Below are 16,106 nucleotides of genomic sequence, written 5' to 3'. Positions count from 1 at the left end.
CGCCTGAAAGCGGCAAGGAGCCGCCCCGTCCGTTCTCGAACAAGGAGACGGGTACCATGAAGATCGTGGTGATTGGCGGAGGCGGCCTCATCGGCAGGCATCTGACGGTCGAACTGTCGCGACAAGGACATGAGGCCATTGCAGCTTCGCCGAGCAGCGGCGTCAATACGCTAACGGGCGAAGGCTTGGCCGGGGTTCTTGCCAGAGCCGACGTCGTCGTTGACGTGTCGAACTCTCCGTCCTTCGAGGACGCGGCGGTGCTGGCCTTCTTCGAGCGCTCTGGCCGCAATCTCCTCGCCGCGGAGCGCGAGGCGGGTGTGAAACATCACGTCGCCCTATCCATCGTCGGCACGGACCGCCTGGAGGGGAACGGATACTTCCTCGCGAAGGTCGCGCAGGAGCGATTGATCGCGGCTTCTGGCCTTCCCTACACCATCGTCCGGGCGACGCAGTTCTTCGAGTTCGTCGCGACGATCGCCCAGGCTTCCGTCGCAGGCGACCGCATCGTTGTTCCCGATGCCGACTTCCAGCCGATCGCCGCCGCCGATGTAGCCGCAGCGCTCGCCGATGTCGCGCTTGCTCCCCCGCGCAACGCGACGATCGAGATCGCTGGGCCGGACCGCCTGCCGTTCCGCGACTTCGTCGCCCACTCGATCGCATCCACCGGCGACCGTCGGGAGGTGCTTGCCGACAGGGCGGCGCGCTACTTCGGCGCTGCGCTCGATAAGGGTTCGCTTGTTCCCGAGCATGCGGAAGCGGCACGGCTCGGACCGACGCGGTTTGAGAGCTGGCTCGCTGCTGCCTGAACCGCTGCGCTTCTCCCCATCCACGAAGAAAGACCCTTCCATGTTCAGAGCATTTCTGCTGGGCGCCCTCGTTGCCGTCTCCGTCGTTCCTGCGATGGCGGCCGATGTTGCAAGGGGCGAGGCCCGGGTCACGACGATCTTTGACCATCCACTACCTTCGGTTCCCGGCAAGAGCCTGCGCGGCGTCCTCGTCGAGTACGGTCCGGGCGGGTCCTCACCGTCCCACACCCACGCCGCATCTGCCTTCATCACTGCAACTGTGATCGAGGGCGCGGTGCGCAGCCGGATCAACGACGGCCCGGAGAAAGTCTTCCGCGTCGGGGAGAGCTTTGTCGAAATGCCCGGTGATCACCACGGTGTCAGCGCTAATGCCAGCGACGTCGAGCCCTCCAAGCTCCTCGCCGTCTTCGTCGTGGACACGGCTGACCGGGTGTTGACGACGCCGGACCGACCCTAACAGCGGCGGCGCGGGAACTCAGCTGTTCAAGGCGGCAAGGATAGCCGATGGTCATCCACATTCGCTCAACCGGCTTCGTTTACGAGGAACGGGCCATGTCGCAGGCCGAAATTGCCACGGCGACCTTCGAGGTCCATCGCGCGCGGCTGTTGCGCATCGCCTACCGCATGCTTGGCTCGCGCAGCGAAGCGGAGGATGTCGTGCAGAATGCCTGGCTGCGCTGGGTGGCGGTGGACCAGACGAAGGTCTCTGCTCCCTATCCGTTCCTCGCGCGCATCGTTACGCGCCTCTGCCTCGACGAGATGAAGTCGGCCCGCGCCCGCCGGGAGACCTACGTCGGCGCTTGGCTGCCCGATCCACTCGTCGAGAACGAGGAGGATGGGCTGGACAAAGATGACCTAACGCTGACGCTGATGATGGCGCTGGAGCGTCTGTCTCCGCTTGAGCGGGCGGCATTTCTCCTCCACGACGTCTTCGGCGTGCCGCTCGGCGAGGTGGCAGACACGCTCGACCGGGAGGCGGCGGCCGTGCGCCAACTCGCCGTCCGAGCGCGGCGGAACGTGGAGGCTGCGCGTCCGCGCTTCCCCGTAGAGCGCGAAGAGGGCGAGCGGATTGCACAGGCCTTCTTCGCGGCATCCACCAGCGGTGACACCGCAGCGCTGCGTACACTTCTCGCCGAGAATGCGGTGCTGCGCTCCGATGGCGGCGGCAAGGTTTTGGCCTTCATCAACCCCATCACTGGATTGGACCGCCTCCTGCGCATGTTCGAGGGTGTGCGGCGCAAATGGGGTCAAGGCTGGGCGCGGATGCTCGAACCCGTCTGGATCGACGGCTTGCCGGGCTATATCAGCCGCGAACGCGGCGACGTTCTCCAAACCACTGCGCTTGCCATCGAGGACGGCCGGATCGCCGCGATCTACATCACCCGCAATCCCGACAAGCTCCGCCACGTCGCGCAGGCGCTCGCGGTAGCACCGGACCCCACCTCGCGGACACAGTAATCAGACAGCAGGCGCTCCCGAAGTCGCCCTACCCGACATTCAGCCACTCAAGGTGTACCCCGGTCTTTGAAAGCTGAAGGCAATAACCGCCAAGGTCGCGGCCAACGCCCCTTGATATTCGGTCAACAGTAGGAAGCAGACTCGGCGCGATGTCTGCTCTTGCGTGCTGCCGCCCGAAAGTGGATCAGCGGAAATCCACCCCTATCGGTCGCCGGCCACTACCTCGTTGATAGCCCAGAAGCGGACCACCCGATGGGCTGCAAAGGGTCGGGAGGAGCTGTTCAGGCCGTTCGACGCCAATGTCGGCTTGTGCTGCAGAAAACCGTCATTCGATATTGGGCTCAGCGGCAGCATCGGATTCCTCATGAGAAGCTCCTCAACTCAGGAGCCAGCCATGCCCGAAGTCGTTGCCGTTCCCTCAAGCACGCGTGTTCCCTGGAACCGCGGCCGTATCGTCGGACCCAAGCCGCCGCTGAAGCCGAAGCACATCTGGGCCCTACGCACGCGCCTACAGCTCGCCAACCGCACGCGAGACCTTGCCCTGTTCAACCTTGCCGTCGACAGCAAGCTGCGCGGGTGTGATCTGGTCGGCCTGCGCGTGAGCGACATCCACTTGGGCGACGCCGTGCGTCTTCGAGCGACCGTCTGCCAGCGCGCGACCGGCAGGCCGGTTCCGTTCGAGATTACCGAACCGACGCGCGAGGCTCTCGCGGCTTGGCTGACTGCGCGCAGGTTGAAAGCCGGCGACTGGCTGTTTCCAAGCCGTAGTCGACTCGGAGAGCATCTCACGACGCGGCACTACAGGCGGCTGGTAGACGGCTGGGTTGCCCTGATCGGCCTGGACTTCTCGGCGTTCGGCACGCACAGCCTGCGCCGCACGAAGGTTGCGTTGGTCTATAAGCGAACCGGCAATATCCGAGCCTGCCAGCTGCTCCTTGGCCATACCAAGCTGGAGAGCACGGTTCGCTACCTCGGCATTGAGGTTGACGACGCGCTGATCCTCTCAGAGCAGACCGAGATCTGAACCGGACGCCGCGGTCGAAATGGTCGCGGCGGGCCAGCAGGATGGTTGCCCCCAGGGTGCCGAATGACCCTTAGCAGTCATTCAAGGAATTCGCTGCAAGCAGCCCCTTTCGGCCTCGAAGCGGACGTGCTTCATACGTGGCGAAGCTCGACGGAAGCGGACCCGTATCCCTTATAACCTGTTACTGTTGCAGCGTGATCGATCGGTCCGCGATCCGCTCGGCCATCACCGTGTCATGCGTGACGAAGAGGATGGCGAGGCCGTCCTGCTCGCTGGACTCGCGCAGCAAGCCCGCAACCTCCAGCTGGTTGACGGGATCGAGTCGTGACGTCGCCTCGTCCGCGAACAGGAAGACGGGATCGAGCAGGAGCACGCGCGCGAGGGCGAAGCGCTGCAGCTCGCCGCCCGAGAGCTCCCCGGGGCGTTGCTTACGGAGGCCGGGCGCGAGCTTGAGGCGCGCGAGCAGCTCCTCGACGCGCTCCCGGTCGATGCCATGTCTTCGCGCCAGGTGGTCGAGCGCCCGCCCCATGGTCTGGTGCGGCACGAAGGCCGCAGGAGGATCCTGATAGAGCTTTTGGAAGCCAAGGGGCGCGGCGCCCGGCACACGCCGGACCCGGCCGCGATCCGGCCGCTCGGTGCCGACGAGGATGTTCCCGAGCGTGGTCTTGCCGCTGCCGCTCGGGCCGACCACGGCAACGATCTCGCCTGCCCGGACCTGGACGTCTAGGTCTGTGAACAGCCGACGTCGGCCGAATGCTTTCGCCAAGCCCATAGCCTCGATCACCGAGGGGCCCGGCTCCAGCGGCGTGCGGGGTGGCCACGCGCTTGGGTCGGCGTCGATCAGCGCCCGCGTGTAGCCGTGTGCGGGCGCATTGAGGAGCCGCGCCGTCGGCCCCGCCTCGACCGCCTGCCCGTCGAGCATCACGCAAGCCGTGCCGCCGAGGACACGGGCCAGCGCGACGTCGTGCGTTATGGTGAGGAGCAAGCGCCCAGCCGCGATCTCCCGTTGCAGCCGCGCGACGACGTCGGCACGCAGGACGCCGTCGAGGCCCTTGCTGGGTTCGTCGGCGAGAAGCAGCGGGGTGTCCGCCGCGTGCGCTATGGCGAGCGCGAGGCGCTGGCACATGCCGCCCGACATCTGGAATGGGTAATGCCCGCCCGCGTCGGCGAGGCCGACCTCGCCGAGCCCCGCGGCCGCGAGGCGGTCCGCGTCGTGGCGCCCGTGCACATACCGGTGGACCTCGGCGAGCTGCCCGCCCGCCCGCATGGTCGGATCGAGGGCGGTCCAGGGCTCCTGGGGCAGGAGGCCGATGCGCCGTCCCCACAGGCTTCGTCGGGCCACCTCGTCGAGGCGTAGGAGGTCCGCGCCGTCGAAGAGGATACGGCCGCTCGCAACGAGGCCCTGCGGCAGGGTTCCCATGATGGCCTGCGCCACCAGCGACTTGCCCGAGCCGGACTCGCCGAGCAGCGTCAGCGGCTCGCCCCGCCCGACCGTGGCCGAGAAGCCGGAGACCAGGATCCGGTCCGCCGTTCGGATCGTGAGGTCCTCAATGCGCAGGGCTGACGTCACCGGACCGTTCCCCCGCGCGCGGTGAGCTGCAGGCCAAGCACCAGCAGGAAGATCAGGATGCCGGGCATCAAGACAGCCAGCGGCGCCTCGTCGTAGTAGGGCAGGAGCTCGACGATCATGCTGCCGAGTTCCGGCGTCGGCGGCTGCAGGCCGACGCTGATCGCCGACAGGGTCGAGATCGCCAGGATGGCCGTGCCCATCGCGAAGGAGGCCAACGTCAGGAGGAGCGGTGCGATCTCGGGCAGCACCTGGTGTCGCAGGATGTAGAAGGTCCCGAAGCCGAGCAGGCGCGAGGCCTCGATCCGTGGCTCGACGAGTAGCCGGGCCGTCGTCGTGCGGGCGACGCGGAAGAACTCGACCCAGAGGGAGAGCGACAGGCCGAGGTAGAGCGGCAGGAAGTGACCCGGCGCGAACGCGAGCAGGAGCAGCACGAGCAGCAGCCCGGGCAGGGCGAGGACGATGTCGGACAAGGCCACGAGGGCCCGCTCCGTTACGCCGCCGCGCCAAGCCGCCAGCACGCCGAGCAGCAGGCCCGGCACCGCGGCGCTCAGCATGGTCAGCAGCGCCATACCGAAGGAAAGCCGGGCGCCGTATGCGAGCCGCGCCAACATGCTGCGGCCGTAATGGTCGGCCCCAAGCAGGAAGTCGCTGCCGATGGGCGCAAGGCTCGCGGACAGGTCCTGACGTGCGGGATCGGCGCTGACCACGACTGGGCCGAGGAACGCGAAGGCCGCGAGTAGGGCGAGGAGCCCGAGGCCGATCCGGCGCGAGATCGGCCAAGGATCAGAACGCGGGGGCGCCGTGCCGGCGAGGTCCTGCATCTGGAGCATCATCGGCCGGCCCCCAGGCGCGGGTCGAGGAGCCGGCAGAGCAGGTCGACCCCGAGGTTCAGGAGAACGAACATCAGGCCCATGACAAGGGCGGCGCCCTGGACCATGGGCACGTCCCGGGCGATGACGGCGTGCACCAGAGCGTGGCCGATGCCTGGATACGCGAACAGCGACTCGACCACGACGACGCCTTCGATGAGGTAGACCGCCTGAAGGCCGAGGTAGGTGACGATCGGGATGGCGGCGTTGCGCAACCCGTGCCGAACGAGCACTGCGCGCTCAGGCAGGCCCTTGAGCCGGGCGAAGCGGTAGTAGGTCGTGGCCCCGACCTCGGCGACGGCGTCGCGCGCGACGCGGCTCAATACGGCGGCGAGCCCGAGCGCCAGGGTCAGGCTCGGTAGCGCCATCTCGCGCCAAGTGCCGTAGCCGGCGGGCGGCAGCCATTCAAGCCGGATGCTGAAGACCAGCATCAGCACAAGGCCGAGGACGAAAGGTGGCAGGGCCCGCAGCGCCACGGCTCCGATCAGCGCGAGGCGGTCGAGGCCCGATCCGGCGCGCAGGCCACTCACGAGGCCGAGCGGCAGGCCGATCAGCAGGGACAGGACGAGGGCGCTGGCGGCGAGCCACAGGCTTGGCCCGAGCTGGCTCGCGAGTTCCTCGGAGACCGGTTCGCCGCTGACCAAGGAGTTGCCGAGGTTTCCTTGGGCGAGCTCGCCGAACCAGCGCAGCAGCAGTTCCGGCCAGGGTCGGTCGAGGCCAAGCTCCTGCCGGACGGCCTCCGCGGCCTGGGCGGTGAGCGCGTCAGGGCCGTAACGGTCGGCGGCGATGCGGAAGGACGCGTCGCCCGGTAAGACCCAAACGAGGGCAAAGCACAGGCCGCCGACGACGAGCGCGACGAGCGCGGCCTGGACCAGCCGTCCGAGGACTAGGCGCGTCATGGCGTCCCCCAGCGCATCTCGGCGAGCCCGTAGCTCCGTTCCAATGGGTCGGCGCGCACGCCGGCCACGCGCCGGTTGGCGACCACCGCCAGCTCGGCCCAGGTCACCGGGATGACCGGCAGCTCGGCCTGCAGGATCTCCGCCAGCCTATGCTGCAGCGGCTCACGCTCGCCCGGATTGGCGAGGACGGCGAGCCGGTCGAGAAGGGAGGCGGTCTCCGCGCTCGACCAGTTCATCGCGCCCCAGTCGCCACCGTCCGGCCCGAAGTCCTGGAGCATCGTGCCCAGCGGATCCGGGATCATGGCGAAGCTGCGGGAGACCAGCCCGAGATCGAGGCTGCCGTCTCGGTGACGAGCCGGAATGTCCGAGGTGTTGCCGATCGAGACGGCGAGATCGATGCCGACCTCACGGGCCTGCGCCTGGATGGCCGCCGCCAGGGGCGGCAGCTCGGGCCAGGCGGAGTAGGTACGAAGAGTTGCGGCGAAGCGCCGGCCGTCACGCTCCAGGATGCCATCCGGTCCAGGCCGCCAGCCGGCCTGCGCCAGAAGGATACGCGCCTGGGCGAGATCGCGGGTCAGCGGCGGGAGCCGATCGGCATGCCAGCCCGAGACGGCAGGCGGGAAGAGCTGGTCGGCCCCAAGGCCGGGATTGCGCAGCAGGACCTTGGCGAGGCCGGCGCGGTCGAGGGCGAGGCTCAACGCGCGTCGGGCGCGCGGGTCGGAGAAGAGGGGCGAGCCTGCGTTCAGCTTCAGAAGCCGGGTCCGAGGCGGCGTGACCGTCTGCACCGCCAGCTTCGGGTTGCGGCGTAGCCGAGCGAGCGAGACCGGAAGGATCGAGACCACGACGTCGGCCTCGCCGCTCTCGGCCATCAGGGCACGCGTCTCTCCCTGCCCGACGGCGAGGTAGCGCGCCCGCGCGATGGCGGGCCGCCCGCCCCACCACTCGTCGAAGCGCTCCAGGTCGATCCGCAGCGGCGGGGCGACCGTGGTGGCGCGATAGGGGCCGGTGCCGATGACCCGGATGACCCGCCCGCTCGGGTCGTAGGAGCCCGGCGCCAGGATGATCGTGGTGTGGTTCGCCAGGAAGGCCGGCAACAGCGCGAAGGGCCGATGCAGCGCGACGACGACGGCCCCGTCCTCGGCCGAGATCGCGGCTATGGGCACCCGCGAGAGCGGGCCGACATTCGCCCGGGCGCGCCGCAGGCTCTCGGCGGCATCCTCCGCGGTCAGGGGCGAGCCGTCATGGAATCTGACGCCCGAACGCAGGGGGAGGCGCCAGGTGAGGCCATCCGGCGCGACCGTCCAGCCGGTGGCGAGGCCGGGAGCCGGGGCGCCCGCCGCATCGACGCCGACCAGGGTCTCGGCGACCTGCAGGCGGGTGAAGGCGTGGCCGTTGCTCGCGGGATCGAGGCCGCCGACCTCCCAGGGGCCGACGACGGTCAGCGCGCGCTCGGGCGCGCTCCGACCCTCGGCGGCACCGGCGTCTGGGGCCAGTGCGAGGAGGCCGGCAAGGCCGAGCAGGCCGAGGAGGACGGCGCGGCGTGGCCGGGGCACGAACGTCATGCGGAACGGGGCTCCGGGGAGAGGCATCAGAAGCGGGCGGCGACGCCGCCGGTGATCAGGCGCGGCGTGCCCGGCGTCGCGTAGCGGTTCTGCCAAGCGCGGTCGTAGTAGACCTCGTCGAAGAGGTTATCGACGTTCAGGTAGACCCGCACGTCCGGCGTGATCCGGTAGTAGGAGATCAGGTTGAAGGTCGCATATTCCGGCAGGTCGAAGGTCGAGACGGCCGTGCCCGCCGCGCGGCGGCCGACGAAGTTCACGCCGCCGCCGAGGCCGAGGCCTCGCAGCGCGCCGCCCAGGAACTCGTAGACGCTCTGGAACGCGAAGGCGTTCTCGGGGATGTTGGCGATGCGCGAGCCGACCGGGATGGTGTTGTCGCGGGTCACGGCGGCATCGACGTAGGTGTAGGTCCCGATGACCCGCCAGCCCGGGGCGAGGTAACCCGCGACGCTCAGGTCGAAGCCGCGGCTGCGGATCTCGCCCGCCGCGACGCTGAAGTTCTGGTCCACCGGATCCGCCGTGAGGACGTTCGTGCGGGCGATGTCGAACAGGGCGGCGGTGGCGCTGAGGCGGCCGTCGAACAGGTCGAACTTCGCACCGACCTCGTAGCCCTCGCCTTCCTGGAAGGCGAAGGGCCGGAAGTTGCGGTCGGTGCCGCTGTTCGGCCGGAACGAGCGCGCGTAGTTGCCGTAGACCGAGACCCAGTCGAGCAGGTCGTAGACGAGACCGAAGCGCGGCGTCGCGGCCGTGCCCTGGAGGCGCGTCGTGGTGTTGTTGATGTAGGAGGTCGAGGTCAGGCCGATGTCCTCGACGCGCACGCCCACAAGGGCGTGCAGGCGCGGCGTGATGTCGATCTGGTCCTGCACATATCCCGCGTAGCTCTGGGTGTTCTCCAGGAGGTTGCTGCCCGGCACGGTGAGCGGCGGCAGAGCCTGGCCGTAGCGAGGGTTGAGCAGGTCGAGGAAGAACGGGTTGGTGGTCGAATTCGACCGGGTGATCACCTCCCGGTAGCGGTAGCTGTCGTATTCCAGCCCGAGCAGCAGGGTGTGCCGGAAGGGGCCGGTCTCGAACTTGCCGGCGAGGTTCACCTGCAGGTCGAGGTCGGACCAAGTCAGCTCGCGATGGTCCAGGGTGCGCCGAAGGGTGCGTCCGTCGTTGAGGACGCCGACCGTCTGCACGGCGTCGCCCGCGATGTTGCCGCCCAGCACCTGCGTGCCGGCGGTCAGCACCCAGTCGGGATCGAACCGGTGCTCGATGCGCAGCTGGCCGAGGGCGTTGTCGTTGCGGAACGGCGCGAGGCCGGGCTCGCCGATGTAGCGGGAGCGCGGCACCGCCAGGACGTTGCCGCGGAATGGCACGATACCTCGGTCGAAGATCTGCCCAGCGCTGATCAGCTCGCCTTCGAGCGTGATCGTGGTGTCCGCGGTGGGGCGCCAGGCGATGGCAGGCGCGACGTAGTAGCGGTCGCTGCTCACGAAATCGCGGAAGCTGCCGTTGTCCTCGACCGCGCCGATGATACGGGCCAGGACCGTCCCGTCCTCGCTGACGGCGCCCGTCGCGTCGAAGGTGCTGCGCTTCGTGTTGAAGCTGCCGTACTGCGTGCCAACGGCGAAGGTGCGCTCGGCCAACGGCTGCTTCGAGACGATGTTGAAGGTGCCGCCCGGATCGCCCCGGCCGTAGAGGAAGGCCGAGGGGCCTTTCAGAACCTCGACCCGCTCGATCGAGGCGATGTCGGGCGAGTTCGGGTAGCCGCGGTTGATTGGGAACCCGTTGCGGTAATACTCGCCCGTGGCGAAGCCGCGGATCGTGAACTCGGTCAGGCCAAGGCCAGCGAAGGGGTTTGCCCGGCCGACGCCTGCGAGATCGAGGGCGGTATCGATCCGGGTCGCGGCGGCGTCTTCGAGCACTTGGTTCGGGACGACGACGACGGTCTGGGGAACCTCCCGCAGGGGGGTATCGGTGCGGGTCGCGCTGACGCTCTGCTTCGCCAGATAGCCGTCCGCGACGAGACGGGGGCCGGCGGTCCCCTGGACCGTTAGCTCGTCCAGCCGAACCTCCTGGGTCGCGTCGGCGGCCAACTGCGCGGAGGCGATGACCGGATCGAGGCCTACGGCAAGAAAAGTGGCCAGGGCGACCGTGCACGACCGCGCCTGTTCCCGGCTCGGGCCGGATGCGGCGGCACGACCGGCCTTATCACCCGGCTTGCGAGCGGCTCGAAATGATTCCGAGAGCGTGAGACCTGACCGGTGCGGCATCGAAGAAGCCCTTGACCGGACAAGGGCAATTCCAGGCACGCTTGCGCGAGAGCAGGCGGTCAGCGCCTGCCACGGCCATGCGTTCCCTTCGGACACCCCGCCCGAGAAACGAAAACCATCGCCAAGGCAGGTCTCCTGGCTCGCGGGTCGTCACCTCTGCCTGACCTTCCCGGTGCGGGGCACCAGTGATCATTCTCGGCAGCGGCTCGCCGCTCACAGTTGCGGGGGCAGCTTCGGTTTCGCCCTCGCGGGCTTCACCGAATTCCCTCTTAGCTCACGGTCACGGGACCGTGAGAACCTTGACGGTAGCCCTCATCGGTCCTGCAGGTACGGGAGTCAACCGATCGAACGCGGCTTCGATAGCTGGCGCGTCCGGCACAGGGCTGTCCGTTCCTGCTCAGTAACAGGTGGCTCCTTCGACCGCATTGTCCTGTCCACAAGTCGGAACATCGTCGTCCATCTGTCGAGAGCAGGTTGTTGACAGGTGTTGCCCGGCCGCGACGGACCTGAGCCGGAAGCTCGGTAGTATGTCCGCGACGGTTCCCCTTGGGGATCAAAAGGGAACGCGGTGAGGGCGCAAGCTCGATGCCGCGGCTGCCCCCGCAACTGTAAGCGGCGAGCCTTCCGCCACCATGTCACTGGGCAGCCTCGCCCGGGAAGACGGTGAGAGGGCAGCGACCCGCGAGCCAGGAGACCTGCCGTCCATCGTGGTCACACGCGGAGCGTGCCGGACGGGGTGTGTCGGCAGGTGTTGGTGATGGCGCGCGGTTTGCTCCGTACCCTCATCGGCCTCGTTCGCGGTGACGTGCCACTGCCGTTGCCCCGAGGCCCCGATGTCCGACCTTCAGCCTCCGCCAGTCTCGCGCTGCCTCATGGCGGGCGCCCTGGCCGCCGCCCTCTGTATCGCCCCGACCTGTGCGGGCGCGCAGGCCGCTCGCGCTGACGAGGTCACCCTGTCGGAGATCTCTGTGAGCGCCGTGGCCGTGCCGACCGCTGCTGCTGCCGGTCCGGCCTCGGCCAGCGCCGGCTACGTCGGTGGGGTGTCGGGTATCGGCGGCGCGCTTCGCCCGGTCGACGCTGCGAGCGGCGGCATTATCTCGGGCGCGCAGCTCAACAGCCGCCCGGTCACCCGCCCCGGCGAGGTGCTGGAGGAGGTGCCGGGCCTCATCGTCACGCAGCACTCGGGCGAGGGCAAGGCCAACCAGTTCTTCCTGCGCGGCTTCAACCTCGACCACGGCACCGACATCGCCCTGTTCGTGGACGGCATGCCGGTCAACATGCGCACCCACGCCCACGGCCAGGGCTACGCCGACCTCAATTTCCTGATCCCCGAACTCGTCGGCGCGGTCGAGTTCCACAAGGGGCCGTACTTCGTGCGCGACGGCGACTTCGCCTCCGCCGGCTCGGTGCGGATCGACTACCTCGACACGGTGGCCCAGAACCTCGCGCTCACCTCCATCGGCAGCTTCGGCTACAAGCGCGCGCTGTCTTTCGCCTCCGTGCCGCTCGGCGCCGGCAACCTGCTGGTGGCCGGCGAGGCGCAGACCTATGACGGGCCCTGGGACGTGCCCGACCGGTTGAGGAAGCTCAACAGCGTCCTGCGCTACAGCCAGGGCACGGCCACCGACGGCTTCTCGGTCACCGGCATGGCCTACTGGGCGAAGTGGAACGCCACCAACCAGGTCCCGGAGCGCGCGGTCGCCGAGGGGATCATCGGGCGCTACGGCACGCTCAACCCGACGGATGGCGGCGATACCGGCCGCTTCTCGCTCTCGGGTCGCTGGAGCGGGACCGACGAGACCAGCATCACGCGCGCGAACGCCTACGTCATCCGCTACCGGATGAACCTCTGGAACGATTTCACCTACTTCCTGAACGACCCCGTCAGCGGCGACCAGTTCCGCCAGCTCGACGACCGGGTGCTCGGTGGCGGCGAGGTTGCCCACGTCTTCCAGGGCGACCTCGCCGGGTTGCCGATGGAGAACGAGATCGGGGTGCAGACGCGCACCGATTCCATGCGCGTCGGGCTCTTCAACACCACGAACCGCCAGTTCCGCTCCACGGTGCTCGACGACCGTGTCGTGGAGGCGAGCGCAGCCTTCTACTACGAGAACCGCCTGCGCTGGACCGACTGGCTGCGCACCAGCGTCGGCTTTCGCGCCGACGGCTACTACGCCGACGTCCGCTCCGACACGCCGGCCAATTCCGGCCGCGCGCGCGACGGCATCGTCAACCCGAAGCTCGGCCTCGTGCTCGGGCCCTGGGCCGAGACCGAGCTCTACTTGAACTACGGCGGCGGCTTCCACTCGAACGACGTGCGCGGCGTGACCGCCACGGTCGATCCGGCGAGCCCGCTCTTCAACGTCGCCCGCTCGCCCTTCCTGGTGCCCTCGACCGGCTACGAGGTCGGGATCCGCAACCGCTCGATTGCCGGGCTGGAGACCGCGGTCGCGCTGTTCCGGCTCGACTTCGCCTCCGAGAACCTGTTCCAGGGCGATACCGGCACGACCGAGCCGAGCCGGCCGACCCGGCGCCTCGGCATCGAGTGGACGAACCGCTACGCGCTCACCCCCTGGCTGCGCCTGGAGGGCGATCTCACCGTCACCAATGCCCGGTTCGCCGATCGCGACCCGGCCGGCAGCCGCGTGCCGGACGCGCCGACCACCATCGCGTCGGCCGGCGTGACCTTCGGCGAGGGGCTGGGCTGGTTCGGCTCCCTGCGCTTCCGATACTTCGGCCCGCGCCCGCTGATCGAGGACAACACGGTGCGCTCGAAGCCCACCGCGTTGCTGAACGGCCGCGTCGGCTACAACTTCGAGAACGGGATGAGCCTGTCGCTGGACATCCTGAACCTGACGAACGCCCGGGCCGACCAGATCACCTACTTCTACCAATCTCGCCTGCCCGGCGAGCCGGCGGAGGGTGTCGCCGATCGGCATTTCCACCCGGTCGAGCCCACCGCCGTGCGCCTGACGCTCGCCGGCCGCTTCTAGCGAGCGCCGGGCAAGCATCGTCGTCCGCTGCAGCAGGTCCGCTCACCGTTGACGACCGGACCTGCTGCAGCATGGGAATGAAGGTCGGCTCGTGGCGCATTGCAGTCCAGGGCATGTTGTCCTCAGCCTGTGGAGAAGCTCACTTAGTCCTCGTATTTGTTCTCTATATGTTCTAAAAAATGCATACCGCCTATGAAGCAGGCGATCCCCGGAAGCCGACGCTTGCCGAGCGCTTCGACCTCGTCGAACCAGCCGCGTCGCTACGCCCATTCCAGCCCCTAAGCTGACGGCCGGCCTCTATGCCAGGCCGTGGGAGATCGCGCATGCTTGCTCTGTCACCTGCATCCAAGACCTTAGTCGCGCATTCGCCCGAGTCCGCATCCTCCGACCAACTCGCACGCGCCTTTCTGCAGCACCTCGCTCAGGACGAGCGCAAGCGACTCAAGGCCAGCCATCGGTCAAGCTCATACGGTTTCGAGGTCGAGCCGATACTCGACGACGAAGATGCCGTCGAACGCATCGTGGCGCAGGAGGAGGCGAATCGACCCGAGAGCGCCCACCTACCTGTGCCTGCGGATCTCGCCGCCGTGGCCGTCATGCTCGCCCGCGCCATCGAGATGGAGCCTGGGCTCGTTCGTCGGCTGCGCCGTGAGGCGCCCGTCGTCGCGCTAGCTACCCACGTAACCGATCTTGTCGAGCCTGTGCGGATCGTCGCAGAAAAGTGCCTTTTTGGTCCTGATACTAAAGTTGTGGATCTCGCCATTGGGAGAGCACGTGAACTGAGCCGCAGGAATGCCGCCCTATTCGTCTGCGACGGCGTCGGCCGGGAGGTGCGGCCGGAGAGAGGTAACGAGGTGATTGGCACGGCGTTGCATGTCCGGATCCCGATCGTGGGCATTGCGCCCGATCCGAAACGGCAATTGCCGCGTGACCTGATGCGGTCCGCCGAGCATCAGATCGCTTTAGCGAGTCTGGATCAGACCGGTCTAGCTCTTGTGGTTGAGGCTGTCGTGGGTGGCCTCCCCACCAGGCGGATCGATACCAATCTGCTGCGCATGATCGACATTGCCGATCTGCCCGTCGCCTTCCGCAGGACCGGCACGCCCGATGCCTGCATCGAGGCGCTGGAGCGGATCGTCTCTGCCAAGGCCGAGTACTTAGGTGTCGGCCCCGCTTTAGAAGAGCTCGATGGCTACGGTGAGGCTAAAAGATGGGGCTTGGCCGCTGCAGCCGACCTGCAGGCCTATCGCATTGGCCGGTTAAGCTGGGCCGAGTTCGACCATCGAGGTCTGCTGCTTTCAGGTCCACCTGGGGTCGGCAAGACAAGTTTTGCCCGCGCATTGGCTAAATCTGCGCGCGTACCATTGGTGGCAACCTCGGTCGCCGAGTGGAACGCCGCCGACTACCTGTCCGGCACGCTGCAGGCGATCCGGAAGGTCTTCGCACAGGCCAAGGCCCAAGCGCCCTGCATCCTGTTCATCGACGAGCTCGACGGCATCTCCGACCGCGGGCAGATCCGTGGTGAGTACGTGCAGTATTGGACTCAGATCGTGAACCTCTTCCTTGAGCTTCTCGCCGGGGTGGATGAGCGACCGGGCGTCGTGGTGATTGCGGCAACGAACTATCCGGAGAAGATCGATCCTGCGGTAAAGCGGGCAGGGCGCTTGGACAGAGAAATCGCAATCGTAAAACCTGATACTGCAGCTCTGGCGCAGATCTTCCGCCACCATCTCGGGCGCGAGATCCTCCCAGATGCGCCGATGCTGCCCCTGGCACTAGCCGCACGCGGCATGACCGGCGCGGACGTGGAAGCCTTCGTTCGGCGAGCCAAAGGAACGGCGCGCCGTAATGGCAGGGCGGTGACCTTGGAGGAGGTGCTGGCTGAAATCCGCCAGGGCCGTCACCCGCTTCCGCCTACGATCAGGCACCGTGTCGCCATTCATGAAGCTGGGCATGCAGTCGTGAGTCATGCTCTCGGCTTTGGCACGCTCGTGGACCTCTCCCTGCACGATAATGGCGGGCAGGCCTGTTTGGAATTCGCTGCCGGCGGAGCGGCGACTCTCTACGAACTGGAGGCGGCAATTGCGTCTCTTCTGGCGGGCCGGATCGCCGAGGAGGTGGAACTTGGTGCCGGATCAATCGGTGCGGGCTTCGGTGTCGGTTCCGATCTCGCGATGGCGACTGCGATCGCGCGCGACATCGAGCTAACCTACGGCCTCGGACACCTGGGCAACGTCGTGGTGGAGGCCGCCTCCACCGACATGGTCCTGATCGGGGGGCTGCTGCCAGCCATAGCCGAACGCCTGCGGCGCGCGAGCGATCGGGCACGGAACATCCTGACGGAGCAGAGGGCCTCATTGCAGGCAATCGCTCGCGAGCTCGAGGAAGCCGGCTATCTCTCCCATGAAGACATCGACCGCATGCTGACATCAACTGCAACGCAGGTGAGCGCCAAGGCTGTCGCGAGCGTCGAGGAGGTACGATGATGTTTGCGCTACATCCAGTCGCCCCAGATGTGGGTGACCTCCAGCCGCTCTCCGACGCAATTGATGCACTGTGCGACGTCCTTGACGGAGAACGTGAGGCGCTCATCGAAGGATTGGCCGAAATCGTCCGACAGCGTACCGCGTTCGAACGGCACAAGCAGGCGTTCGAAGATCGCGATCACTTCGT

Annotated in this window: 12 protein-coding genes and 2 riboswitches; of the genes, 6 read left to right on the top strand and 6 right to left on the bottom strand. The window is 67.8% G+C overall.

The features are described 5' to 3' along the window. Positions 1-56: 56 nt before the first annotated feature. The 4 genes from M2437_RS06505 (at position 57) to M2437_RS06490 (ending at position 3,288) form a co-directional block, all read left to right on the top strand. Complete coding sequence (locus tag M2437_RS06505; protein ID WP_253386872.1) at positions 57-806, top strand: SDR family oxidoreductase; 750 nt, start codon at positions 57-59, stop codon at positions 804-806. A gap of 40 nt (positions 807-846) precedes the next feature. Continuing rightward, positions 847-1,263, top strand: a complete 417-nt coding sequence (locus tag M2437_RS06500; protein ID WP_253389596.1) for a cupin domain-containing protein — start codon at positions 847-849, stop codon at positions 1,261-1,263. A 95-nt stretch (positions 1,264-1,358) separates the two neighbouring features. After that, a complete protein-coding gene (locus tag M2437_RS06495; RefSeq protein ID WP_253386871.1) occupies positions 1,359-2,264 on the top strand; it encodes a sigma-70 family RNA polymerase sigma factor in 906 nt (301 codons plus the stop codon). Positions 2,265-2,658: 394 nt separating this feature from the next. Then, entirely contained in the window at positions 2,659-3,288 is a 630-nt protein-coding gene (locus M2437_RS06490; RefSeq protein ID WP_253386870.1) for a tyrosine-type recombinase/integrase, read from the top strand. A 181-nt stretch (positions 3,289-3,469) separates the two neighbouring features. Here M2437_RS06490 and M2437_RS06485 read toward each other — a convergent pair whose 3' ends face one another. Genes M2437_RS06485 through M2437_RS06465 form a run of 5 tightly spaced genes read right to left on the bottom strand, consistent with a single transcriptional unit; the run spans position 3,470 to position 10,440 of the window. Next, positions 3,470-4,858, bottom strand: a complete 1,389-nt coding sequence (locus tag M2437_RS06485) for an ABC transporter ATP-binding protein (RefSeq protein WP_253386869.1) — start codon at positions 4,856-4,858, stop codon at positions 3,470-3,472. Then, on the bottom strand, positions 4,855-5,679 hold the full coding sequence (locus M2437_RS06480; RefSeq protein ID WP_373691084.1) for an ABC transporter permease: 825 nt from the start codon (positions 5,677-5,679) through the stop codon (positions 4,855-4,857). The genes M2437_RS06485 and M2437_RS06480 overlap by 4 nt, the downstream gene beginning before the upstream one ends. 8 nt (positions 5,680-5,687) lie before the next feature. Then, positions 5,688-6,626: an ABC transporter permease gene (locus M2437_RS06475; RefSeq protein WP_253386868.1), complete on the bottom strand. Its 939-nt coding sequence runs from the start codon at positions 6,624-6,626 to the stop codon at positions 5,688-5,690. After that, the gene (locus M2437_RS06470; RefSeq protein ID WP_253386867.1) at positions 6,623-8,188 is read right to left on the bottom strand and encodes an ABC transporter substrate-binding protein; all 1,566 of its coding nucleotides are present in this window, start codon (positions 8,186-8,188) and stop codon (positions 6,623-6,625) included. Before M2437_RS06470 ends, M2437_RS06475 begins: the two co-directional genes overlap by 4 nt. Before the next feature lie 26 nt (positions 8,189-8,214). Next, positions 8,215-10,440 carry a TonB-dependent siderophore receptor gene (locus M2437_RS06465; RefSeq protein ID WP_253386866.1) on the bottom strand — a complete coding sequence of 742 codons (2,226 nt, stop codon included), beginning with the start codon at positions 10,438-10,440 and terminating at the stop codon, positions 8,215-8,217. 108 nt (positions 10,441-10,548) lie between these two features. Further along, positions 10,549-10,757: riboswitch (cobalamin riboswitch) on the bottom strand. 203 nt (positions 10,758-10,960) lie between these two features. Continuing rightward, positions 10,961-11,157: riboswitch (cobalamin riboswitch) on the top strand. Between the two features lie 116 nt (positions 11,158-11,273). Between M2437_RS06465 and M2437_RS06460 the strand changes: the two genes are divergently transcribed. Together M2437_RS06460 and M2437_RS06455 are read left to right on the top strand one after the other, a co-directional pair. Further along, the gene (locus M2437_RS06460) at positions 11,274-13,433 is read left to right on the top strand and encodes a TonB-dependent receptor (RefSeq protein ID WP_373691082.1); all 2,160 of its coding nucleotides are present in this window, start codon (positions 11,274-11,276) and stop codon (positions 13,431-13,433) included. A gap of 323 nt (positions 13,434-13,756) precedes the next feature. Continuing rightward, the gene (locus M2437_RS06455; RefSeq protein ID WP_253386865.1) at positions 13,757-15,919 is read left to right on the top strand and encodes an AAA family ATPase; all 2,163 of its coding nucleotides are present in this window, start codon (positions 13,757-13,759) and stop codon (positions 15,917-15,919) included. Between the two features lie 8 nt (positions 15,920-15,927). Here the strand turns inward: M2437_RS06455 and M2437_RS06450 are convergent, their stop codons facing one another. Further along, positions 15,928-16,101, bottom strand: coding sequence for a hypothetical protein (locus M2437_RS06450; protein ID WP_017486745.1), 174 nt, complete (start codon positions 16,099-16,101; stop codon positions 15,928-15,930). Positions 16,102-16,106 lie beyond the last annotated feature (5 nt).

The sequence above is a fragment of the Methylorubrum pseudosasae genome (genome assembly GCF_029504475.1).
GTDB classification, from domain to species: domain Bacteria; phylum Pseudomonadota; class Alphaproteobacteria; order Rhizobiales; family Beijerinckiaceae; genus Methylobacterium; species Methylobacterium extorquens.
This window is presented reverse-complemented; position numbering and strand designations above follow the sequence as displayed.